Here is a 21,521-nt window from a genome sequence, read left to right on the forward strand (position 1 = left end):
TAGCGTCGCGACAAACCTTGGCCGCGTGCTAAAAGGACTCCGGCATAGCAGTTTCGAGGGAGCGGCCGCATGGAAGGCGAGAACAAGAAAACGGCACGTTCGGACCTCGACGAAGCCGCCCTTTACTTCCACAAGCATCCGCGACCGGGAAAGCTCGAGATCCAGGCAACCAAGCCGCTCGGCAACCAGCGCGACCTGGCGCTGGCCTATTCGCCAGGTGTCGCAGCCCCGTGCCTTGAAATCCGCGACAATCCGGCGACCGCCGCCGACTATACGGCGCGCGCCAATCTGGTCGGCGTCGTCTCCAACGGTTCGGCCGTGCTCGGTCTCGGCAATATCGGCCCGCTCGCCTCCAAGCCAGTGATGGAAGGCAAGGCGGTGCTGTTCAAGAAATTCGCCGGCATCGACGTCTTCGACATCGAGATCGACGCGCCCGGCATCGAGCGCATGGTCGAGACGATCTCGGCGCTCGAGCCGACCTTCGGCGGCATCAATCTCGAGGACATCAAGGCGCCGGAGTGTTTTGAGGTCGAGGCGCAGTTGAAGGCGCGCATGGGTATTCCGGTGTTCCATGACGACCAGCACGGCACCGCCATCATCGTCGCCGCCGCCGTGCTCAACGGGCTGGAATTCGCCGGCAAGACCATTTCCGACATCAAGATTGTCACCTCGGGCGCCGGTGCGGCGGCGCTCGCCTGCCTCAACCTGCTGGTCTCGCTCGGCGCCAAGGTTGAAAACATCTGGGTTACCGACCGTTTCGGCGTCGCTTACAAGGGCCGCATCGATGAGATGGACCGCTGGAAAGATCCCTATGTGAAGGACACCGAGGCCCGCACGCTGGCCGATGTGATCCCGGGTGCCGATGTCTTCCTCGGCCTGTCTGCGGCCGGCGTGCTGAAGCCGGAACTGCTGCAGCACATGGCGGAAAAGCCGCTGATCCTGGCGCTGGCCAACCCCAATCCCGAGATCATGCCGGAGGCGGCGCGCGCCGCACGTCCGGACGCGATGATCTGCACCGGCCGTTCCGATTTTCCCAATCAGGTCAACAACGTACTGTGTTTTCCTTACATCTTCCGCGGCGCGCTGGACTGCGGCGCCAGTGCCATCAACGAGGAGATGAAGATGGCGGCGGTCCGGGCGATTGCAGCCCTTGCCCGCGAAGAGCCGTCCGATGTCGCGGCGCGCGCCTATTCCGGCGAGACGCCGATCTTCGGGCCTGACTTCCTGATCCCCTCGCCCTTCGATCCGCGCCTGATCCTGCGCATTGCGCCGGCGGTGGCCAAGGCCGCCTGCGACACCGGCGTCGCGACACGGCCAATCACCGATTTCGCCGCCTATATCGACCAGCTCAACCGCTTCGTCTTCCGTTCCGGCCTGGTGATGAAGCCGGTGTTTTCCTCGGCCAAGGCGTCGAGCGCCAAGCGCGTGATCTATGCCGACGGCGAGGACGAGCGCGTGCTGCGCGCGGCGCAAGTTGTGCTGGAGGAAGGCATCGCCGAGCCAATCCTGATCGGTCGCCCGCATGTCATCGAGGTCAGGCTGAAGCGCTATGGCCTGCGCATCAAGCCTGGCGTCGATTTCGGCCTGATCAATCCGGAAGACGATCCGCGCTACCGCCACTATGTCGACCTTTTGATCGAGCTTGCCGGCCGGCGTGGTGTCACGACCGAAGCCGCGCGCACCATGGTGCGCACCGACAATACGGTGATTGCGGCCCTGGCGCTGAAGCGCGGCGATGCCGACGCCATGGTCTGTGGCCTCGAAGGCCGTTTCGAACGGCATCTGCGCAATGTGACGCTGGTCATCGGCGCTCGCCCCGGCGTCAAGGACCGCGATCTGTCGACCCTGTCGATGCTGATTTCGCAGCGCGGCATCATTTTCCTGACCGACACCCATGTCTCGGTCGATCCGACGGCCGAGGAAATCGCCGAAATGACCATTCTGGCGGCGGAGGAAATCCAGCGCTTCGGCATCGAGCCGAAGGCGGCACTGCTCTCGCATTCGGATTTCGGCTCGCGCGACTCCCCCAGCGCCCTGAAGATGCGGCAGGCGGCGGCGATCCTGGCGCGGGTTGCGCCCGACCTGCAATGCGACGGCGAAATGCATGCCGACACCGCGCTGTCGGAGAATCTGCGCCAGCGCGTCTATCCGCATTCGCGGTTGAAGGGCGAAGCCAATCTGCTGGTGTTCCCGAACCTCGACTCCGCCAACATCACGCTGTCCGCACTGAGGACGATGATGGACGCGCTGCATGTCGGCCCGATCCTGCTCGGCACCGACAAGCCGGCGCATATATTGACGCCGTCGGTGACCTCGCGCGGCGTCGTCAACATGACGGCGCTGGCGGTGGTCGAGGCAGCGCACAAGGCGCAGGCGGTGGTTGATTTCAGCTGAGTTTCCTCAGGCAGGCGCGAAACGGTAGTGCCCGGTCTGACGGAAGGCGAACAGCGTGTCCTCTTGCCGGGCGCCCGCCCCGATATTGTGGATGACCAGCGGCCTTTCCGGCACATCCGCCGAACGGTCGGATGAGACGATGACGATGTGCGGCAGGTTGCCGGGCAGCATCTGGGTGACGAGATCGCCTGGCTGAAAGTCGGCGGGCTCCTCGCTTACGGCCAAGGAAACGCCCTTGCGGCCGAAAAAGGCGGCAAGGTTGCCTACCCGTCGGTGGTCAATGTTGCGGTCAGTCGCTTTCAGGCCCCAGGTCTTGGGATAGGCCGCAAAATTGGCCGCCATGTCCTCATGCACCAGTTTCTGCAGGTCGAGATTGAAGGCGCGGCGATAGGCGCGCACGACGACATCCGTGCACACGCCCCGATCCGGCGCGACATCGCCGCCGGGATAGCCGAGCCGGACATAGGTCGGGTCGTAGAGAGTGGTGACGCCGATCTGCTCACGCGCGGCTTTGACCAGTTTGCCGCGCCAGTCCGGCACGGCTTGCCTGTCCTGCGCCAAGGCGGCGGGCGCTGCCAGGCACAACAGACCGAACTGCAGTGCGGTTCGACGGCTAATCGTGGTCATGCCAGGCCCCGGGGCATTGCTTGATCGAGAGATATTTCCCGAGCGATTGCGCCTTTTTCATGCAGCAGTGAGATGCGCGGTTGCCGCCTTGTCCGAACACCTCTTGCACCGCGTCTATGGGCTAAGACCATCTTTGGTTGTAGATTGAGGGAACGGTTAACCGCGAATCCGGTAGCATCGCGACAGGCAGGCAAGCGGGGTCTCTGGCAATGGCAGGCGGAAAGTGGACGCATTTGGCTGCGCTGCTTGGCGCGCTGGTGCTTTCGGCCGTCGCCACCGAACCACAAGCCGCTTCGCGTGTCTGCCGGCAGCTGGAAGCCGAGCTTGCTTCTTCATCGAATGGCGGCGGCAAGTCCGGCATGGTGCGGAAGTATGACAACGCCATCGCCCGCCAGCTCGAACAGCTCGACAAGGTGCGCGGCCGGGCGAGCGATGCGAATTGCGGGTTTTCGCTGTTTTCGCGCAACGTCAGCCAATGTGCTGCGCTGAACAGCAGCATCGATCGCATGAACGCCAATCTCGACGCGTTGCAAGCCAAGCGCGCTCAGCTTGCCGGCGGCGGCTCGCGGCGCGACCGCGGCCGCATCCTGGCCGCGCTCGACGCCAATGGCTGTCGGGACGAGCCCGCGCCGCGCCGGCAGGAGCAAGAAGCCAGCCGCGAACCCGACGACGGCAATCTGTTCGATCAGCTTTTCGGCGGCAACCGGCAGATCGACACGCTCGATCAGCCCGACGATCCCGACGAAGAACGCAATGTGCGCCGCGTGCTCAACCAGCCCGGCGTGCCGGATTTCCCGACGGTCGGCGGCGAGTTCCATACGAGCTGTGTGCGCACCTGCGACGGCTATTTCTTCCCGATGTCGAATTCGGCTTCGCTGGGCGATTTCGAGCGTGATCAGAAAAACTGCGAATCGAGCTGCCCCGGCACCGAGATGCAGGTGTTCTATTCACGCGGCATGGATGACGATTCGGCCAACATGACGTCATCGGTCACCGGCCGCCCCTACAGCGAATTGCCGACCGCCTATCTCTACAAACAACCCGACATATCGCGGCCACCGGCCTGCGGCTGCAATGCGCAGGCTGGAAATTTCGAGATCATCGGCGGCAACCCGCCACCGCCCGAACAATCGCAGCCTGACACCCAGGCGACGCCGTTCATTCCGATGCCGGCGGCAAAGCCCGATGCGGGCGCGGATCCGGAGACCCTGGCCAACATGCAAGGCGGGCTCGACCGCGACGCCATCAAACGCCTTGCCGTCAAACCGGTGGTTTCGCCGGTGTCGCTGATCCCGCCGGACCAGCGCAAGGTCAGGGTCGTCGGGCCAGCGTTCCTTCCCGACCCAGCAGCGGCAATAGATCTGCAAGCTCCGGCCCGGAAGCAAGTCCGGTAAGCGCCAGCCTCAGAGGCATGAACAGCGCCTTGCCCTTGCGGCCACTGGCTTCCCTGATCCTGGCCGTCCAGTCCTTCCAGACCGTGCCGGTCCATGGCTCTTCCGGCAAGAGGTCGAAGGCCTGCTGCAGGAAGTCGCGATCCTCGTCGGAAAATTCCGGCGCCGGCTGCGGCCCGTCGGCAAGGATACGCCACCAGCCGGCCGCATCGCTCAGCCGGTCGATATTGCCGCGCACCGCCAGCCAGAACGGTTCGGCCTTGTCGCCCGAGATGCCGAGCACAATCAGCCGGTCCTGCGCCTCGGCGAATGGCATGTGATGCATGAGCGCGCGATTGAGCACGAACAGCTCGTCCGGGTCGAATTTGGCGGCCGATTTCGACGTTGCGGCGGGATCGAAGCGCTCGGCGAGTGCCGGCATGTCATGCATGGCCGCGACATTTTCCGAGGTGCCGACAAGCACGGCCAGAGAAGCGATCGCCATCGGTTCGATGCCGTCCTCGCGCAGGCTCTCGATCGATAGCGCACCGCTGCGCTTCGACAGGCCCTCACCCGAGGCCGTGGTCAGCAGATTGTGGTGGCCGAACACAGGCGGCACGGCGCCCAGCGCCTTGAACAGCGCGATCTGCACGCCGGTGTTGGTGACGTGGTCGTCGCCGCGGATGACGTGGCTGACCCCCATATCGATGTCATCCACCACCGAAGGCAGCGTGTAGAGATAGGTGCCGTCCTCGCGCCGCAGCACCGGATCGGACAGCGAGGCGAGGTCGACGGTTTCCTCGCCGCGCACCAGATCCTCCCAGTGGATTTCGGTGCGTTCCGGCTGCAGCGGGTCGCTGGTGAAGTTTGGCAGCAGAAAGCGCCAGTGCGGCCGGCGGCCGTCCGACCGGTACTCGGCGATCTGCTGCTGCGAAAGCGTCAACGCCTCGCGGCCATAGACCGGCGGCAGGCCGCGCGTGCGGCGCACCTTGCGGCGCAGGTCGAGTTCTTCAGGGGTTTCGTAGCAGGGATAGAGCACGCCTGCCGCCTGCAGCCGTTCAACCACCGCGTCGTAAGCTTCGAAGCGCCGCGACTGGTATTCGGTGGCGTCCGGGAAAATCCCCAGCCAGTGCAGGTCGTAGAGGATGGCGTCGGAAAATTCCTGCTTCGAGCGGGCAATGTCGGTGTCGTCGAAACGCTGGATGAAACGGCCCTTGTTGTTCATGGCAAACAGCCAGTTGAACAAAGCGGTGCGGGCATTGCCGATATGAATGCGGCCGGTTGGTGAGGGGGCAAAACGGACGGTAACTGTCATGGGCGGGGCGTAACGGATGCTCTTGGAATTGACAAGACGCGCCCCCGCGCGACGCCAAAGACATAATGCACGCCAGCTAAAATGAAAAGGCTGTGAGCCGAATCCGGCCGGGCCTGTCCCCGGTGAACCGCTCACCAGTGATGTACGCCGGCAAAACCGGGCTTTCCCCAGCCGCTTTCTATCCCCGTTATCCACATATGTGACACACAAGATGTTGGGGTCACAAAAGCTACGTAAACGAATCCTTGACGACGCAAACCGAGTCGCCTTTTATGTGCCATGTGCTCTTGTTGAGGGCGCGACCGGAGAGTTCAGAGCCCGGTCTTTTTTCCCGGATTTTGTGCGTTTTTGCCCAGATTTCCGCCTGTTTACGAGGCTGGCGGAAGCGTTGGGATCGTGGGGCTTGGGGTGACGAAAGGGAGAATTGTCGGACTGGAAAAAATCATCTGTTAACACTATATTTAGTGTTTGCAGGCAGTCTCGACGCTAGATAGTGTGAACCTCCCTCCAGCGAGGGAATCGATCAAAGTTTCAGTTTTGAGGGACCCGCGGGTCGGCCTGCAGCCAGGGTAAGCGCCTGAAGAGGTGTTTGCCAGTTCGCTGCTTGGCGCCCGCGACGAGGAGAGTGTCGGGGTTGCTTGCAGCACCGGCAAACGGCGGACCGTGCTTTTCGCCATGTGGGGCAGAAATCCCTGGGGAAAAGCGCTATATATAGACAAAAGGGATCGGACCATGCGCATCGAGCGTCGTTTCACCAAGCAAGGGCAATCGGCTTACGCGGAGATCGAATTCCGCAAGGCGCTTTCGGAGATCAAGAATCCGGATGGCTCGGTGGTGTTCCGTCTCGATAACATCGATGTGCCGGCGCAATTCTCGCAGGTTGCCGCCGATATCCTGGCGCAGAAGTATTTTCGCAAGGCCGGCGTGCCTGCGCGCCTGAAGAAGGTCGAGGAGAACGACGTCCCCTCCTTCCTGTGGCGCTCCGTCGCCGACGAGGCCGAGCTGGCAAAACTGCCGGAGGCCGAGCGCTACGGTTCCGAGATCGACGCTCGCCAGGTCTTCGACCGGCTGGCCGGCACCTGGACCTACTGGGGCTACAAGGGCGGCTACTTCAAGTCGGAAGACGATGCGCTGACCTTCCGCGACGAGCTGGCCTATATGCTGGCGACGCAGCGCGTGGCGCCGAATTCGCCGCAATGGTTCAACACCGGCCTGCATTGGGCCTACGGCATCGATGGCCCAAGCCAGGGCCACTACTATGTCGACCCGTTCACCGGCAAGCTGACCAAATCGAAGTCCTCCTACGAGCATCCGCAGCCGCATGCCTGCTTCATCCAGGGCGTGCAGGACGATCTCGTCAACGAGGGCGGCATCATGGACCTTTGGGTGCGTGAAGCGCGCCTGTTCAAATACGGCTCCGGCACCGGCTCCAACTTCTCGCTGCTGCGCGGCGAAGGCGAAAAACTGTCGGGCGGCGGCCGCTCGTCCGGCCTGATGAGCTTCCTCAAGATCGGCGACCGCGCGGCGGGCGCCATCAAGTCGGGCGGCACGACGCGCCGCGCGGCGAAAATGGTCATTGTCGACGCCGACCACCCCGATATCGAGGAATTCATCGACTGGAAGGTCAATGAAGAGCAGAAGGTCGCCTCGCTGGTGACCGGATCCAAGATCGTCAAGAAGCATCTCGAAGCGATCATGAAGGCCTGCATCAATTGCGACGGCAACGCCGACGATTGTTTCGATCCGGCGCTCAACACCGCGCTGAAGCGAGAGATCAAGGCGGCCAAGAAGTCTGCGGTGCCGGAGAACTACATCTACCGCGTCATCCAGTTCGCCAAGCAGGGCTACACCTCGATGTCGTTCAAGACCTACGACACCGACTGGGATTCCGACGCCTACCTCACCGTCTCCGGCCAGAACTCCAACAATTCGGTGTCGCTGAAGGACAATTTCCTGCGCGCCGTCGAGCAGGACGCCGACTGGCACCTGACCGCCCGCAAGGACGGCAAGGTGCTGAAGACGCTCAAGGCACGCGACCTATGGGAAAAGATCGGCTACGCCGCCTGGGCTTCCGCGGATCCCGGCCTGCATTTCAACACGACGATGAACGACTGGCACACCTGCGCTTCGGCCGGTGCGATCCGGGCCTCCAACCCGTGCTCGGAATACATGTTCCTCGACGACACAGCCTGCAATCTCGCCTCGATCAACCTTTTGCCCTACCGCAACGCCGACGGCACGATCGATATCGCAGCTTACGAGCACACGGTGCGGCTGTGGACCGTCGTTCTGGAAATCTCCGTCATGATGGCGCAGTTCCCGTCGAAGGAGATCGCCAAGCAGTCCTACGAATACCGCACGCTCGGCCTCGGCTATGCAAACATTGGCGGCCTCTTGATGACGTCGGGCATTCCCTATGACTCGGACGAGGGCCGCGCCATCTGCGCCGCACTCACCGCCATCATGACCGGCGTCGCCTATGCCACCTCGGCCGAGATGGCGTCCGAACTCGGCGCCTTCGCCGATTACGACCGCAACGCGCAGAACATGCTGCGCGTCATGCGCAACCACCGCCGCGCCGCTTATGGCGAAAAGGGCGGCTACGAGAAGCTTGCCGTCAACCCGGTGCCGCTGGTCGCTTCCGACCTCAAGCAGCCGGAACTCGCAGCGCACGCCAAGGCTGCCTGGGACCGTGCCATCGAGCTCGGCGAGGAGCATGGCTACCGCAATGCGCAAGCAACCGTGATCGCGCCGACCGGCACGATCGGCCTGGTCATGGATTGCGACACCACCGGCATCGAGCCCGACTTCGCGCTGGTGAAGTTCAAGAAGCTCGCCGGCGGCGGCTACTTCAAGATCATCAACCGCGCCGTGCCGGAAGCGCTGCGCACGCTCGGCTATTCCGAAAGCCAGATCGCCGAGATCGAGGCCTATGCGGTCGGCCACGGCAACATGAACCAGGCGCCGGCGGTCAACCCCGGCTCGCTCAAGGCCAAAGGTTTTACCGACGACAAGATTGCGGCGCTCAATGCGGCGCTGAAGTCGGCCTTCGACATCAAGTTCGTCTTCAACCAGTGGACGCTCGGCGCCGACTGGGTGAAGGAGACGTTCGGGTTCACCGACGAGCAGCTCAACGATTTCTCGTTCGAGATGCTGCCGGCGCTGGGCTTCTCCCGCAAAGACATCGAGGCCGCCAACATCCATGTCTGCGGTGCGATGACCCTGGAAGGCGCGCCCTTCCTTAGGGCGGAGCACCTTGCCGTGTTCGACTGCGCCAGCCCGTGCGGCAAGATCGGCAAGCGCTCGCTGTCGATCAACAGCCACATCCAGATGATGGCGGCCGCACAGCCCTTCATCTCCGGCGCCATCTCCAAGACCATCAACATGCCCAATGATGCGACGGTGGAAGACGCCAAGGGCGCCTACATGCTGTCGTGGAAGCTGGCGCTGAAGGCCAACGCGCTTTATCGCGACGGCTCGAAGCTGTCGCAGCCGCTCAATTCGTCGCTGCTCGCCGACGGCGAGGAGGACGAGGACGATGCGGTCGAGCAGTTGATCCAGGCCCCGGCGGCGGCACGCGCGGCGCAGATCACCGAGCGGATCGTCGAGCGGATCATCGAGCGCGTTTCGCGTGAGCAGGAAAAGCTGCCGGGACGCCGCAAGGGTTATACGCAGAAGGCCAAGATCGGTGGCAACACCATCTTCCTGCGCACCGGCGAATATGACGATGGCCGTCTCGGTGAGATCTTCATCGACATGAACAAGGAAGGCGCCACGCTGCGCGGCCTGCTCAACAACTTCGCCATCGCCATTTCGCTGGGCCTGCAGTACGGGGTGCCGCTCGACGAATATGTGCACGCCTTCACCTTCACCAAATTCGAGCCGGCCGGCATGGTGCAGGGCAACGACGCCATCAAGAGCGCGACGTCGATCCTCGACTACGTGTTCCGGGAACTCGCCATCTCCTATCTCGGTCGCAACGACCTCGCCCATGTCGACCAGTCGGACTTTTCCAACACGGCACTGGGACGCGGCATCAGCGAAGGCAAGACGGACGCGGTCTCGAAGGGCCTGACCCGCGGTTCGCCGGTGAAGCTGGTGTCGCGGGCGGCAACCAGTGATCCGAAGGGCTTTGCCGGCGGTTCGGCGAGCACCCCTGCCCGCTCGGCGCCCACCGCCTTCTCCGGCTCCAACGTGCTGGCGCTGAAGCCGGCCAGCGACGAGGCGGTCGCCTACAAGCGCGACTATGAGGAGCGGGCCAGGGAACTGGCCGAGGACATCGCCTTCGAGGAGGTTGTGGACGCGGCCTCCACCGACGCCACCGCAGCGCTGTTCACCGACGCCGCGGCCAATGAAGCGGCCGAGGCCAAGAAACTCGCCGCCGACCGCCGCGCCAAGTCGCTGCTGCAAGGCTACACCGGCAATTCCTGCTCCGAGTGCCAGAACTTTACGATGGTGCGCAACGGGACGTGTGAAAAGTGCGATACATGCGGCGCCACGAGCGGGTGCAGCTGAGGACTCGAGTTTTCTCCTTGCGACAAAAAAGGCGGCGTAGATGCGCCGCCTTTTTCATTTCATGGGACTTCTAAAATATAGAGCAGTATGCGATATCTACTAAAGAATAAGGGTGAAGGGGGAAATTGAAGGTGGCATCTGTTAAGCTAATGGGCTTTGTCTACCAGAAGGGGAAATAAGATATTCCATCCTTTTGCAAGATGGAGCCAATTTAGATTATTTAGAGCACGGCTCGATTAAATACGATCCGGAATTGGATATCGTTGACCTCGTTGAGAGATGGAGGCTGGACTTTAACGGCATTATAACCACCAAGAAACCAGACTTAATTTCTTCAATTGAGATATGGGAAAGCGGAAGTAAGAATTCCTCGAGATACCAGATATTGCCTCTCGGTACGCTTTCTCACTGCTGCAAGAATCACAATGTCGCACTGAAGACGTTTTCACCTCAAGCCTTTAGCAAGGGTGGGCCGTTTGGCTTGGCGGCAGGTATAAAGCCAATTGACGCAGTAGACGGAAAATTTGGTGCACACGCACCTCACTGGGATGACATGCAGCGAAAAAGCGTCTTAGTCGCTTGGCGGGCCGCGGTGGAGTAGGATTTTGCTATTTTCGACCGGCGACAACATAAGCAACGTTCGAATAATAAAATACGTCGGCGCAGGCGCGTTTGGCGAAGTCTATCACGCGATAGATTTGGCTATGAACCGAGAGTGCGCCGTTAAATACGTTGAGAATAAGAACCCAGCCGCCTTTAAAGCGCACATTGAGGCACAGGTGCTCCACCTCTGTAAGCATGATCGCGTAGTTGAAGTCTTTGACGTCCAAGTCATATCACACGGCGGCAAGAAATATGCTGGAATTGAAATGGAATATCTTGCGGACGGCTCTGTCGAAAGTTTCCTTGAGAAACAGCACGTTTCGCTCCGAAAGGTGATCCGATGGATAATTGACGTCTTGTTTGCGCTAGAAAACGCACATGAGAATTCCGTTTTGCACCGTGACGTTAAGCCGGCCAATTTTATGATTAAAGGTAAGGACGCGAAATTATCTGACTTCGGTCTAGCAAAAGACACCGGGGGGGTGCCTCATGGCAGCGCGCAGGGTACCCCCATATATGCGGCTCCGGAGCTATTTGCTGCAAATCAAACGTCCGTAAGTACAGACATATATTCAACCGGAATGTCACTTTATCAGCTAGCAAGCAATATACGAGATTGGAGCGTCGTTCCGGTAAATCAAGCAGTGATTGAAAAGGGCCAAGTGATTAAACGCGTGGGCTACGCTGACTACGTCCCTGATCGACTAAGAAGGATCTGCAATAAAGCATGTAACTTCGACCCGGCTAAGCGATACAAGAGCGCCAACGAAATGCGCCAAGCGCTTGAGGGCCTTTCCGTTAAATTAGAGTGGATACAGAACCAACCCAACGATTGGAGCGCGGCAGAGGGGACCAAACTGCACCGCTTGACGATTGCACCGGGCAAGAATTCATTTGAAGTAACTTACCAAATAAATGGCAGGCGAAAAAATGAACAGTGTGCAAAATTTCCGACGATGGCTGAGGCAATAGCGTGCATGCACCAAAAGATTTCTGACACTTCATTTCGTTAGCCTACCCCGCCGGCAGCCCCCGCAGCGTCTGCTCATCGAACAACGGCTCATCCTGGCCAGCACGGACAAACAGCACCTTGCGCCCCGCCGGCACCTCGAAATACTGGATACCATCCGGCATTTCGCCCCAGTCGCCGCAGGGCGGTTCGGGAACTTCGTCGTTGGCGAGCGCCTGCAACTCCTTGGCATAGGCGGCATCGGGGCTGAATGTGTAGCGTTTGACGCCGGCGGGCACCGCGCCTTCGGTGTAAGGCGCCAGCACGCAGCGGGCGCTGACGGCCTTGTCGGTCTTTTCCAGCAACAGGCGCAGCACTGCGGCCTCTGCGGTTTCGCCTGATTTGATGTCGAACACCTCGACAAGCGGATCGGCCGCGCCGCCATCGCTGTATTTGATGGCGAGCGCGTTGCCGGCGAATTCGAAATGGATCTGGCGAAAGCCGAAATCACAGCGCTGCGCCCAGGCGGACAGACCGACCGTCTTGTCGTTCAGCTTTTCCCAGACGCATTTGTCGATCGGCGGGCGCGACGGCGCCGGCTCGTCCGCGCGTGCTATGGCCGAAGTCGTTATGGAGGCAAGCAGGACGCAGATCCAGACAATCAACTTCATCGCGCTATTCATCGCTGCATCCTGTCAAAGTGAAGGCATCCCAGGCCGAGCCTTCGGGATTGGCGTTGGCGAAATCGGCAAATTCGGTGAAGGCCGCGCCGAAATCGGGCAGCAGCAACCCTTTCGGCGCCGGTGTCGCTTCGCGCGAATTCAACTGCTCGGCGCCGCCACAGGTCAAGGCATAGACCTGGCCCATCCATATCCGGCAGAGCCCGCTGCCATCCTCCAGCCCCGCCTCCCGGTCGTCGTCGGTGCAGGCATGGCGGATGGTACTGAGCGGAAACGAGTTCCTGCCATTGGTCCAGGTAATGTCGGCCGGCAGATGGGTGGCGGTGTTGGGCACGGTCAGCGAAAACACTTCGGCCGTCAGCGCCGCCGGCTCATTGTCGAGCGGCCGGAATTGCATGACCGCGCCCGAGCGCGGTTCGCGATAAGTGGCGTGGCTCAGCAGGCATTCCTTGGCGGTCGCGACCTGCACTGAGCCGAGCAGGCCGAGGGAAACGAAGGCCAGTTTGCGGGTGATCATTGGATGTCTCTGGGAAGGCGTTGCCGCCTGTTCTGGTGCGCCTGCTCACGCAGATGCTCCTTGGTTTCGGTATCAAGCGCTCGCCAGTCGCAACCGCGAAGTGCCGCCTCCATCGCATAGAGTGCGAGGATCGTCACTTGCCGTCCGAACCGGAACTTCAACCGGTGATAGGTTTGAACCACGCCGAAACCGCGCAAATCTTCCTCACGGAGAATATCAATTTCCGCCAGCATACGCGCCATGGCCGGTCCGAGGTTTCTCATGTCTTCGATGCGAGTGCTCATCGCCGGGCCTCTCAGATAAAACCGACCAGCCACGCCGCGCCGCCGATAAAGGCCGCCGAACAGACCCACAGCACCCACACCCCGCGCGCCCTGCACTCCAGCACCGCTGACGCCGGGTTTGCAGGATCGTAGTGGACGTCGACCTTGCTGCCTTGCGCATAGCGCTCGGCCTGGCCGCTGACGAGGGCCGGTATCGAGGCCAGCACATAGGCGCCGAAAGTGACGCGGGCGGCGGTGTAGTGCCGGCCGGCGACCTCGTAGCTGTAGACGATGCGGGAGTGGAAGACGGGGCGCCAGCGCCGGTAGCCGTTGTCGATCCGGACCGTCTCAAGACCCGACGCATCGATGCGGCCGGCAGTCACCGGCCATTTCGTTGCTCGTTTTGCCAGCACCTTATGGGCGATGCCCATGAGCAGGGCGAACAGCCCGATGAACATGAGAAACACTGCGATGCCGAGGTTTTCCGGTTTGGGCAGATGCGACCGGATCGCCTCCAGAACGCCACTGAGCGAAAACACCAGCAGCACAGCGCCGATCACCAGGCCGGCTGACAGCTTGACCATGAATTTGAAGGCGCCCTCAGGCAAGCTGCGCTCGATCACGGCCTTGCTCGGATCGGCCGGATTGTAGAACACGGTCACCGCGGCGCCGGTAGGAAACTGCGCCAGCGTTTCCTCGACTTCGAAATTCCCCAGATTCTCCTTCACGCTGTAGCGCGAGCCGCGAAATTTCTTGTTCCCCACCTTGTATTCGAAGGTGATGGCGGGAAAATTCCTGGTTTCGGTGACCTTTTCGCTGTCGGGGCCGACGCCCGACACCCTCACCTTGCGCGCCTCGACGCGCGAGGAAATGATCTTTCCCGGCGTCGGCAGCCAGCGGCTCATCACCTGCACCTCGCGCCATTTGACGAAGGTGATGAACGACAGTACGGCCGCGACCACGCAGACAAACCCGACGATCAGAAACTGCAGTTCCACCCCACCCCCCTTGCCTCTCGATCAATCCCCTATGGCCATAACCGCGACATATCCCTCCAGCTGAAGCGCCCGATCGCGGATGACGTTCGTGGCGTCTGAGGCCTGCATTGGCACAAACATCGTGCCTTCCCTGGTTTCGTAGAGCGCGTCTCGGGCCTTGGTCTCGGCGTCGCGAAACGCCAGCCACGCGCGCTGCGCTTTCTGAAGCTGTTGAGCAGCCTCATGCGGCAGTTTGTGCATCAGCGTCGCATAGGCGGCATTCATCCGCCGATTATAGTCAGCCGATGCCGCCGCCTCACAATCGGTCTGGCCGGCGGTCGACCCGTTGGCCGGATCGTTGAGGCAGCGGTCGAGAGTGTCAGCTGTCGGGTCTCGATCAGTCGAGGCAGCAGCGGCTGCTGACGACGAGATTGCCAGCACCAGCGCTGCCGTGATGGCAAGACGTTTGGGTCCGCGTTCCGCTATCCGCATTTCGCCTCCGAAGCGTGATTGCGCTATTATGAGGAGCCATCGACGCCTGTCCACACAGCACGTTACGCGGCGCCTCTTGCTCGGGTATCGAAGTGCCACCGACTTTGTTAATAGTCGCCCAAAACCTCACGTCGTTGGGAGCCACGACACCGAATGACAGCACTGCGCGTTCTCTCCGATGCCTTCATCCCGGAACTGCCGAACCACTACAAAGGCAAGGTCCGCGAGAATTACGATCTGCCGGATGGCCGCCGCATCATCATCGCCACCGACCGGCTGAGCGCCTTCGATGTCATTTTGACCGCCATCCCGCTCAAGGGAGAGCTGCTGACGCAGACGGCGCGCTACTGGTTCGAGGAAACGGCAGATATCTGCCCGAACCATGTGCTCGATTATCCCGACCCCAATGTCGTCGTCGGCACGAGGCTCGACATATTGCCGGTGGAAATCGTCGTTCGCGACTACCTCGCCGGCACCACCAGCACTTCAGTGCTGACTAAGTACAAGAACGGTGAGCGCGATATGTACGGCATCCGGCTGCCGGACGGACTGCGCGACAATGAGAAGCTGCCTCAGGCCATCATCACGCCGACCAGCAAGGCGCTCGATGGTGGTCATGACGAGCCGTTGACGCGCGACGATATCCTGACGCGCGGCCTGTTGTCGGAAGAGCAATGGGACACCGTCTCGCGCTATGCACTGGCGCTGTTTGCGCGCGGCAAGACGCTGGCCGCTGAACGCGGCCTGATCCTGGTCGACACAAAATATGAGTTCGGCACGAACAAGGATGGCACCATCATCCTTGCCGATGAAATCCATACGCCCGACTCAAGCCGCTATTGGCTCGCCGAAAGCTACGAACAGCGTTTCGAGGCTGGCGAACGACCGCAGAGTTTCGACAAGGATTTTATCCGCGCCTGGGTCACGGCGCGCTGCGATCCCTACACGGATCGTATCCCGAAAATCCCGGCCGAGCTGATCGAGCAGACGTCACGGGTCTATACCCAGGCCTATGAAACCGTCACCGGCAAAACCTTCGTCCCCGATCTGTCTGGCAAGACGGTGCTCGACCGCATTCGCGAAAACCTGAAGCCTTACTTCTGACCGGTGGCGGCAGCAGCCCACGTCGCGTCATGATGTCCTCACTGCCAGGAAGGTGGTCCACTCTTCGCGATCGCGGCCAATGTTGAATTCGTCGCCGACAAGGACCAGACCGGCGGCTTCGAGGCGGGCGACGAAATCGTCCCTGCGCCAGTAGACCGTATGATATTCACCGCTTGTCTCGCCATCGCCAATGCGCATCGAGACGAGGAAGGCGCCGCCCGGCCGCAGCGATCCGGCTATCTTGGCAAGCACCCGGTCGGTCTGCTCGCGCGGCACATGGATCAGAACGCAGAGCGCCAGGACTGCGTCGTAGGGGCCGCCGAGATCGTCGGTGATGAGATCGAGAAACTCACCGTGCTTGCCGCGTGCGGACTGCAGCTCCAGAAAGCGCCTTGTCGCATCGGTGCGCCGGACCTTGACGCCGAGCCCCTCGACGAAGTCCGCATCATATCCGGGTCCCGACCCGACTTCCAGAACTCGGCCGCCTTTGCCGGCAATCTTCACCAGGCGCTTCAGCCATTTCTGTTCTCTTTGGTTCGGAACATGCCTTACCAGTGCATCGTAGCGTTCGGCATAGTCTTCATAGGCGTCGATCGTCTGGCGGCTCTTGGCCAAGTCCTCGGACAGCACAGTCATCTTTCCCTCCCTTGGTCAAAACAGCTTGCTTAGCGAATGGTGCCGGGAGGCACGCGTCCGTCAAGCATACCGATATCCCTGAGGAAATGATCCGACAGCGAGCGGTGGTCGAGCAGGCCGCGCTTGCGGGGTCTGAACGGCGCGGTGAAGAGGTCGAGCACCGGGCGGCGAAGCGTGTTGTAGAGAGCGATGGTGGTGGTCATTGCCGTTTCCTCCAGGGTTCGGTTTGATGAACACAACATGCCGTTTTCCGGTCTTGGTTTCCAATCGAACGTCGCGTAGTATGCATCAGGAGGCTTGATGCGTCATGAGCTGGGAGCTACCACCATTAGGAGCCATCAGGGTCTTTGAAGCCGCCGCGCGACTGGGCAGTTTCACCAAGGCTGCCGAAGAGCTCGGCATGACCCAGTCCGCCGCCAGCTATCAGATCAAGGTGCTGGAAGAACGCGCCGGAACGCCGCTTTTCATAAGAAAAACAAGGCAGATTGCCCTGACTGAGGCAGGACAACAGCTGGCGCCGCACGCATCCGGCGCGTTCTCGGCCTTGGCCGATGCATGGGTCGCAACCAAGGGCGGGGCGACCGGCGTGCTATCCGTGACAACCATGGAAACATTCGCATCGAACTGGCTGGCCGTATGGCTTGGAACATTCCAGCTGATGCATCCCGACCTTGCCGTGAAGGTGAATACTTCGCATGGGCTGGTCGATTTCACGCGCGGCGACATGGATGTCGGCATTCGCACCGGCTCTGGAAAATGGCCCGGCCTGACGGCGCATTATCTGTTCAAGGCGGACTACACGCCGATGCTAAGCCCGAAGCTCGCCGAGAGCGTCGGCGGCATCCACCGCCCCGAGGATCTCTACAAGGTGCCGCTCTGCTGTGCCGACGATCCGTGGTGGGAAATCTGGTTCAAAGCGGCAGGCGTACCGTTCGAGCCCGATCGCATCATGGCCGGCCCGAAGCTGGGTACCCAGGCCTATGATGCGATGGCGGCGCTGACCGACCGGGGCGCCGCGATCCTGACCAAAAACCTTTACAGCGCCCTATTGGCTAAAGGCCAGTTGATACAGCCATTCGACGTGCTTGGGTCGGATGGCGACGGCTATTGGCTGGTGCACCTGGAGACCCGCCGCAACACACCCAAGATCAAGGTGTTCCGCGACTGGGTGCTGGCGCAGACGGCAGAGATACGCGAGCACGAAAGGCGGTAGGCCCGGAGGGTTCTACCTTCTCCCCTTGTGGGAGAAGGTGGCCTCGCGAAGCGAGGTCGGATGAGGGGTGCTCCAGCTTGGCAAGGGTCGGCGATCCTTCGCGCACCCCTCAACCGTCTCGGCGCTGCGCCGATCCACCTTCTCCCACAGGGGGAGAAGGAAGAAGACCTCTAATCCTTGAAGGTCAGCCCGTATTTTGCAACCTGCTCCTTCGGCATGTCCGCAAGCGCCTGGCGGGTTGTATAGCCGCCGTAGATCACCTTGCCGTTCTTGATCATCCAATCCTCGACGTCGGCTTCGGCCACCGTCATCCTGTCGCCCATCTTGTATTTGTTGCCGTTGACCGGCACGTCGGCGAGCAGGCCGATATAGGAGCCGTCGCTGTAGCCGACCAGCTGCAGCCAGATATGCTCGGTGGCGCCGTTCTGGGTCAGCGGGAATTTTACCGTGTAGGTGCCGGGCGTGCCGGCAGCCATCAATTCGTGGAAGCGCTTGAGGGTAGAGCGGCCGCTGTTCTTGGCAGCCTGCATCGCCTCGTCCTCGGTGGAATAGGAAACGACGTTTTGCTTCGACTCCGCCAGCGAAGCGCCACTGCCGCCCGGCATATGCCCGAGCGCATTGAAAAATCCATAGCCGACGGCGGCGACAACAGCGATGGCCACAATTGGATTGCGCATGAACCCCTCCGAACCCGACCACGGGCACGTTACCGGAGGGCTGTTGCGATACAGCTAAAGGACAGGGTGAGCGGATCGTTAGCGAAAAGCGAAAAATTCAAGCCAAGGCACCCAAATGCCACGGAGTTGCCGGCGATAGCTCGCGTGAGCCCTCAGTTTGCGTCGGCCATGGTCGTCTGCCCGCCCGCCCAGGCCCGCCAGGCGCGCTCGTCGCCATGGAAGACGTTGAGGTCGATGCGGCCGGTCACGCCATGCGACAGGCCGGAGCCGGAATACTGCCAGAACAGCCATTTGCGGCCGGGATAGACTTTTGACGGATGCCGCGCGACGGCACGCAGCCAGAACGGGTAGTCGAGAAATGCGCCCTTGAGATTGTCGCGGTAGAAATCCGGGCTGGTGTAGATGATGGGCCGCTGGCCGTAGTGGCGCTCGAGCTTGTCCATGAACACCTGCATCTTCTCCAGCACCGTCGCGCGCGAAGGCCGCCGCTTGCAGGAGGACTCGCCGTTCCATTCGACATCGATCACCGGCGGCAGCGCGCCGTCCATCTTCGGCACATTGCGGATGAACCAGTCGGCCTGCTCGCCGGCGGTGCGGCACCAGTAGAAGAAATGATAGGCGCCGCGCCTCAATCCGGCGGCGTCGGCATTGCGCCAGTTCTTCATGAACATCGGATCGAGATGGTCGCCGCCATCGGTCGCCTTGATGTAGGCGAAGTTGGCGCCCTGAGCGCGCAGCTTGCTCCAGTTGACGTTGCCCTGCCAGCGCGAGACGTCGACGCCGTGCACGGCAAGATAGCGCGGCGACGCCTTGCCGAAATTGATCGGCTTGGCATCGCGAAAGCCGTAGCGGGTGACGGGCGCAGCCAGCATGGCAGGCGCCGCGCGGGTCAGCCGCTTCGGCGGAGACATCAAGGCAACCGGCTCGACCGGCGGCTCGGCATTTTCCTGAGGTGTGTCCGCGACGATGGCCTGTTCTTCCTCGACCATGGAAAAGGGCGGCGCATTGTCGGCCACAGCGTTGTCGACCACCATGTCGGACCGCATTGGCGCAAGGTCGGCAGTCACCGCCGGAGCCGCTGCGACCGGCGCTCTTGGCCGCACGACCGAACTGGTCGTCTCGTTCGACGGCTGCAAGGCATCGACGCCCGCTGTGGACGAGCAGCCGGCAAGGCACAGCGATGCCACCATAAAACTGACGACGCCTGAAATCCGCATCTGGACCTGTACGCAAAACACAACAGACCGATGGCAAACAGACGCCGCCGGACAAACCGGCTTCGATTACTAACGATAAATTACCAATAAAGTTTGAATCGAATATTAGCCATAAGCCAGATCTTCGTTCTGCCTTGTCGAGCCTGAAGGGAGAGCGCAGCGGCTGACCCGCTCCGGGCGACGCTTCAGAGCCGAGACGGATTGATGGTGCCAGGAAAAGTCTCGGCTGAGGCTTCAGCTCACCATCCCGCTTGACAAGTTCCGTGTTAATATTACCCTGCACTAACCTTACATTGTAAGGTTACGAACCGGGAGGAAACCATGTCGTCCGCCGCTCTGTCCGAATTGCAGCCGGTCGCCCTGCCAGAACCGCATCAACCCGCCATCGCAATGGAGGACGTCTCCCGCGATTTCAGCCGCGCCATCGAACGCGCCGAGGTCAATGCCTGGCTCGACCTCTATCGCGCCTCACCGGCGGACTTTGCCGCGCGGCTCGGACTGGCGATTGCCGAAGACGGCGATCTGGTCTGGACCACATGCACGGCAATCCCGTTCATCCATTTCAACTGCGTCAAGAATATCGGCGTCGATGGCCCGGCCAGCGAGAACCAGCTTGACGCGCTGTTGGCGCATTACCGCGCCGCCGGCATTGCGAGGCCGTGGTTCTATGACAATCCGCACGCCGAGCCTTCTGCGCTCAGATGCTGGCTCGAGGCGCGCGGCCTGCAGCGCCTGAGCGGTTGGGAACGGATTTTTCGCGAGGCAGCACCTCTGGCGGCTGAACCGCTTTTCCCGATCGAGGGCGTTTCGGTCGAGCGGGTGACGCGGGCAACGGCAAGCGAATGGGCAGGCTTCATCGACAGCCAGTACCGGCTGCCGACCTCACCATGGCTTAAGGCGCTGGTCGGCCGACAGGGCTGGCATCATTACCTTGCGCGGCGGGACGGCGGCGCGGCCGCGGTGCGCTCGCTGTTCATCGGCGCTGACGGAACGGCCTGGAGCGGCATCGACGCGCCGGTACCCGGCATCATGGCGCCAAGCTTCGATCTCGATGCCATGCTAGGCGAAGCCATGGTGCGCGACGGCCTTGCGGCCGGCGCGAAACTGTTTGTCGCCGACATCGAGGCGCCGCACCCCGACCGCAACGGCCCGGCCTATCGCAACTATGCGCGGCTCGGTTTCAAGCTGGCCTATTTTCGCAGCCATTACAGCTATTTGCCGGCAAGTTCGGGCTGACCTACCTGCCCAGCCATTCCCGCAGGCAGGTCTTGGCCACCACATGCGCCGGCGGCACCGACGGCTCGTCGGCGGCGGGGCGGCGGTGGCGTTCGAGCAGGAGGCGCACCTGTTCGGGACGCACGCGATCACGCTCCATCACAAGCAGGACCATCGGATCGCTCAAAAGCTCGTCCAGGGTGTTGATTCTGTCGCTCATCGGTCGTCTCCTCGAATACCGGGCCCGCAGCCGATAGATAGGCAGGCAATCATGGCCCGCCAATGACGCTTTGCCGGCTATGTCGTGTTTTCGGGATTAATTTCCGATAAGGCCTGCGTCAGTTCGGAGGCGGCGCACCTTCATGTTGCGGCAGCCCGTCATCGAGCCGCAGCCAGGGCTGCTTCGAGGCCGTCCACATATGCATTTCGGGCTTGAACAGCGAGGGATCGTCGAGCGAGCCGGTCGTGATGCCGACGATGCCGGCGGAATCGCGCCGGGAAAACAGCGTCGTGCCGCACGCGGCGCAAAAGCCGCGCTTGAGGTCCGCAGAGGTGTTGACCGTCGCCACCTGTCCCTCGACGGTGACATCGTCGATGCGAAACAGCAGACGCGCGTTAAAGGCCGCGCCGATCACCTTCTGGCAGCGCCGGCAATGGCAGACGCGCTGGTTGACCGGCGGCGCCTCAGCACCATAACGCACCGCCCCGCACAGGCACCCACCCTCATATTTCGCCATCATCTGAACCCGTCGCGCTG

Annotated in this window: 20 protein-coding genes; 7 read left to right on the forward strand and 13 right to left on the reverse strand. The window is 61.6% G+C overall.

Annotated features, from left to right (window positions below; translation table 11 throughout):
- The first annotated feature begins 69 nt into the window (after nt 1-69).
- On the forward strand, nt 70-2,394 hold the full coding sequence (locus tag ACWGTI_RS10900) for an NADP-dependent malic enzyme (protein WP_454587109.1): 2,325 nt from the start codon (nt 70-72) through the stop codon (nt 2,392-2,394).
- A 6-nt stretch (nt 2,395-2,400) separates the two neighbouring features.
- Here ACWGTI_RS10900 and ACWGTI_RS10905 read toward each other — a convergent pair whose 3' ends face one another.
- Entirely contained in the window at nt 2,401-3,021 is a 621-nt protein-coding gene (locus ACWGTI_RS10905; RefSeq protein ID WP_454587110.1) for a DUF1287 domain-containing protein, read from the reverse strand.
- 209 nt (nt 3,022-3,230) lie between these two features.
- Between ACWGTI_RS10905 and ACWGTI_RS10910 the strand changes: the two genes are divergently transcribed.
- Nucleotides 3,231-4,415 (forward strand): DUF2865 domain-containing protein, encoded by a 1,185-nt coding sequence (locus tag ACWGTI_RS10910; protein WP_454587111.1) that lies wholly within the window; start codon nt 3,231-3,233, stop codon nt 4,413-4,415.
- Here ACWGTI_RS10910 and gltX read toward each other — a convergent pair.
- Nucleotides 4,333-5,706, reverse strand: coding sequence for a glutamate--tRNA ligase (gene gltX, locus ACWGTI_RS10915; protein ID WP_454587112.1), 1,374 nt, complete (start codon nt 5,704-5,706; stop codon nt 4,333-4,335). The two genes, ACWGTI_RS10910 and gltX, sit on opposite strands and share 83 nt — an antisense overlap.
- A gap of 732 nt (nt 5,707-6,438) precedes the next feature.
- Here gltX and ACWGTI_RS10920 point away from each other — a divergent pair.
- Together ACWGTI_RS10920 and ACWGTI_RS10925 are read left to right on the forward strand one after the other, a co-directional pair.
- Nucleotides 6,439-10,221: a vitamin B12-dependent ribonucleotide reductase gene (locus ACWGTI_RS10920; RefSeq protein ID WP_454587113.1), complete on the forward strand. Its 3,783-nt coding sequence runs from the start codon at nt 6,439-6,441 to the stop codon at nt 10,219-10,221.
- Between the two features lie 605 nt (nt 10,222-10,826).
- Nucleotides 10,827-11,837: a serine/threonine-protein kinase gene (locus ACWGTI_RS10925; protein WP_454587114.1), complete on the forward strand. Its 1,011-nt coding sequence runs from the start codon at nt 10,827-10,829 to the stop codon at nt 11,835-11,837.
- A gap of 1 nt (nt 11,838) precedes the next feature.
- On the opposite strand, the gene ACWGTI_RS10930 is transcribed toward ACWGTI_RS10925, so the two are convergent.
- The 5 genes from ACWGTI_RS10930 to ACWGTI_RS10950 are packed head-to-tail and all read right to left on the reverse strand — an operon-like array spanning nt 11,839 to nt 14,702.
- Complete coding sequence (locus tag ACWGTI_RS10930) at nt 11,839-12,444, reverse strand: hypothetical protein (protein ID WP_454587115.1); 606 nt, start codon at nt 12,442-12,444, stop codon at nt 11,839-11,841.
- 4 nt (nt 12,445-12,448) lie between these two features.
- Entirely contained in the window at nt 12,449-12,970 is a 522-nt protein-coding gene (locus ACWGTI_RS10935) for a hypothetical protein (RefSeq protein WP_454587116.1), read from the reverse strand.
- Nucleotides 12,967-13,254, reverse strand: coding sequence for a TfoX/Sxy family DNA transformation protein (locus ACWGTI_RS10940; RefSeq protein ID WP_454587117.1), 288 nt, complete (start codon nt 13,252-13,254; stop codon nt 12,967-12,969). Before ACWGTI_RS10940 ends, ACWGTI_RS10935 begins: the two co-directional genes overlap by 4 nt.
- 11 nt (nt 13,255-13,265) lie before the next feature.
- Complete coding sequence (locus ACWGTI_RS10945) at nt 13,266-14,231, reverse strand: DUF3592 domain-containing protein (protein ID WP_454587118.1); 966 nt, start codon at nt 14,229-14,231, stop codon at nt 13,266-13,268.
- 21 nt (nt 14,232-14,252) lie between these two features.
- Entirely contained in the window at nt 14,253-14,702 is a 450-nt protein-coding gene (locus tag ACWGTI_RS10950) for a lysozyme inhibitor LprI family protein (RefSeq protein ID WP_454587119.1), read from the reverse strand.
- Nucleotides 14,703-14,864: 162 nt separating this feature from the next.
- On the opposite strand from ACWGTI_RS10950, the gene ACWGTI_RS10955 reads away from it, so the two are divergent.
- Complete coding sequence (locus ACWGTI_RS10955; protein ID WP_454587321.1) at nt 14,865-15,806, forward strand: phosphoribosylaminoimidazolesuccinocarboxamide synthase; 942 nt, start codon at nt 14,865-14,867, stop codon at nt 15,804-15,806.
- Nucleotides 15,807-15,833: 27 nt separating this feature from the next.
- Here ACWGTI_RS10955 and ACWGTI_RS10960 read toward each other — a convergent pair whose 3' ends face one another.
- On the reverse strand, nt 15,834-16,442 hold the full coding sequence (locus ACWGTI_RS10960; protein WP_454587120.1) for a class I SAM-dependent DNA methyltransferase: 609 nt from the start codon (nt 16,440-16,442) through the stop codon (nt 15,834-15,836).
- A 29-nt stretch (nt 16,443-16,471) separates the two neighbouring features.
- Entirely contained in the window at nt 16,472-16,645 is a 174-nt protein-coding gene (locus ACWGTI_RS10965; RefSeq protein WP_185970365.1) for a hypothetical protein, read from the reverse strand.
- A gap of 104 nt (nt 16,646-16,749) precedes the next feature.
- Between ACWGTI_RS10965 and ACWGTI_RS10970 the strand changes: the two genes are divergently transcribed.
- The gene (locus ACWGTI_RS10970; RefSeq protein WP_454587121.1) at nt 16,750-17,655 is read left to right on the forward strand and encodes a LysR family transcriptional regulator; all 906 of its coding nucleotides are present in this window, start codon (nt 16,750-16,752) and stop codon (nt 17,653-17,655) included.
- Nucleotides 17,656-17,825: 170 nt separating this feature from the next.
- Here ACWGTI_RS10970 and ACWGTI_RS10975 read toward each other — a convergent pair whose 3' ends face one another.
- Nucleotides 17,826-18,332, reverse strand: coding sequence for a DUF2314 domain-containing protein (locus tag ACWGTI_RS10975; protein ID WP_454587122.1), 507 nt, complete (start codon nt 18,330-18,332; stop codon nt 17,826-17,828).
- 152 nt (nt 18,333-18,484) lie between these two features.
- Nucleotides 18,485-19,549 (reverse strand): glycoside hydrolase family 25 protein, encoded by a 1,065-nt coding sequence (locus ACWGTI_RS10980; protein WP_454587123.1) that lies wholly within the window; start codon nt 19,547-19,549, stop codon nt 18,485-18,487.
- A 321-nt stretch (nt 19,550-19,870) separates the two neighbouring features.
- Here ACWGTI_RS10980 and ACWGTI_RS10985 point away from each other — a divergent pair, with 321 nt between their 5' ends.
- Nucleotides 19,871-20,785 carry a hypothetical protein gene (locus ACWGTI_RS10985; protein WP_454587124.1) on the forward strand — a complete coding sequence of 305 codons (915 nt, stop codon included), beginning with the start codon at nt 19,871-19,873 and terminating at the stop codon, nt 20,783-20,785.
- A gap of 1 nt (nt 20,786) precedes the next feature.
- Here ACWGTI_RS10985 and ACWGTI_RS10990 read toward each other — a convergent pair whose 3' ends face one another.
- Nucleotides 20,787-20,984, reverse strand: a complete 198-nt coding sequence (locus ACWGTI_RS10990) for a hypothetical protein (RefSeq protein ID WP_454576203.1) — start codon at nt 20,982-20,984, stop codon at nt 20,787-20,789.
- A gap of 118 nt (nt 20,985-21,102) precedes the next feature.
- On the reverse strand, nt 21,103-21,501 hold the full coding sequence (locus ACWGTI_RS10995; protein ID WP_454576273.1) for a GFA family protein: 399 nt from the start codon (nt 21,499-21,501) through the stop codon (nt 21,103-21,105).
- Between the last annotated feature and the right edge of the window lie 20 nt (nt 21,502-21,521).

The sequence above is a fragment of the Mesorhizobium sp. ArgA1 genome, assembly GCF_053714375.1.

Coding starts and splice junctions, on each gene's coding strand:
- ACWGTI_RS10900 (WP_454587109.1), top strand. CDS start 70: ATGGAAGGCGAGAACAAGAAAACGGCACGTTCGGACCTCGACGAAGCC.
- ACWGTI_RS10905 (WP_454587110.1), bottom strand. CDS start 3,021: ATGACCACGATTAGCCGTCGAACCGCACTGCAGTTCGGTCTGTTGTGC.
- ACWGTI_RS10910 (WP_454587111.1), top strand. CDS start 3,231: ATGGCAGGCGGAAAGTGGACGCATTTGGCTGCGCTGCTTGGCGCGCTG.
- gltX (WP_454587112.1), bottom strand. CDS start 5,706: ATGACAGTTACCGTCCGTTTTGCCCCCTCACCAACCGGCCGCATTCAT.
- ACWGTI_RS10920 (WP_454587113.1), top strand. CDS start 6,439: ATGCGCATCGAGCGTCGTTTCACCAAGCAAGGGCAATCGGCTTACGCG.
- ACWGTI_RS10930 (WP_454587115.1), bottom strand. CDS start 12,444: ATGAAGTTGATTGTCTGGATCTGCGTCCTGCTTGCCTCCATAACGACT.
- ACWGTI_RS10935 (WP_454587116.1), bottom strand. CDS start 12,970: ATGATCACCCGCAAACTGGCCTTCGTTTCCCTCGGCCTGCTCGGCTCA.
- ACWGTI_RS10940 (WP_454587117.1), bottom strand. CDS start 13,254: ATGAGCACTCGCATCGAAGACATGAGAAACCTCGGACCGGCCATGGCG.
- ACWGTI_RS10950 (WP_454587119.1), bottom strand. CDS start 14,702: ATGCGGATAGCGGAACGCGGACCCAAACGTCTTGCCATCACGGCAGCG.
- ACWGTI_RS10960 (WP_454587120.1), bottom strand. CDS start 16,442: ATGACTGTGCTGTCCGAGGACTTGGCCAAGAGCCGCCAGACGATCGAC.
- ACWGTI_RS10965 (WP_185970365.1), bottom strand. CDS start 16,645: ATGACCACCACCATCGCTCTCTACAACACGCTTCGCCGCCCGGTGCTC.
- ACWGTI_RS10970 (WP_454587121.1), top strand. CDS start 16,750: ATGAGCTGGGAGCTACCACCATTAGGAGCCATCAGGGTCTTTGAAGCC.
- ACWGTI_RS10975 (WP_454587122.1), bottom strand. CDS start 18,332: ATGCGCAATCCAATTGTGGCCATCGCTGTTGTCGCCGCCGTCGGCTAT.
- ACWGTI_RS10980 (WP_454587123.1), bottom strand. CDS start 19,549: ATGCGGATTTCAGGCGTCGTCAGTTTTATGGTGGCATCGCTGTGCCTT.
- ACWGTI_RS10985 (WP_454587124.1), top strand. CDS start 19,871: ATGTCGTCCGCCGCTCTGTCCGAATTGCAGCCGGTCGCCCTGCCAGAA.
- ACWGTI_RS10990 (WP_454576203.1), bottom strand. CDS start 20,984: ATGAGCGACAGAATCAACACCCTGGACGAGCTTTTGAGCGATCCGATG.
- ACWGTI_RS10995 (WP_454576273.1), bottom strand. CDS start 21,501: ATGGCGAAATATGAGGGTGGGTGCCTGTGCGGGGCGGTGCGTTATGGT.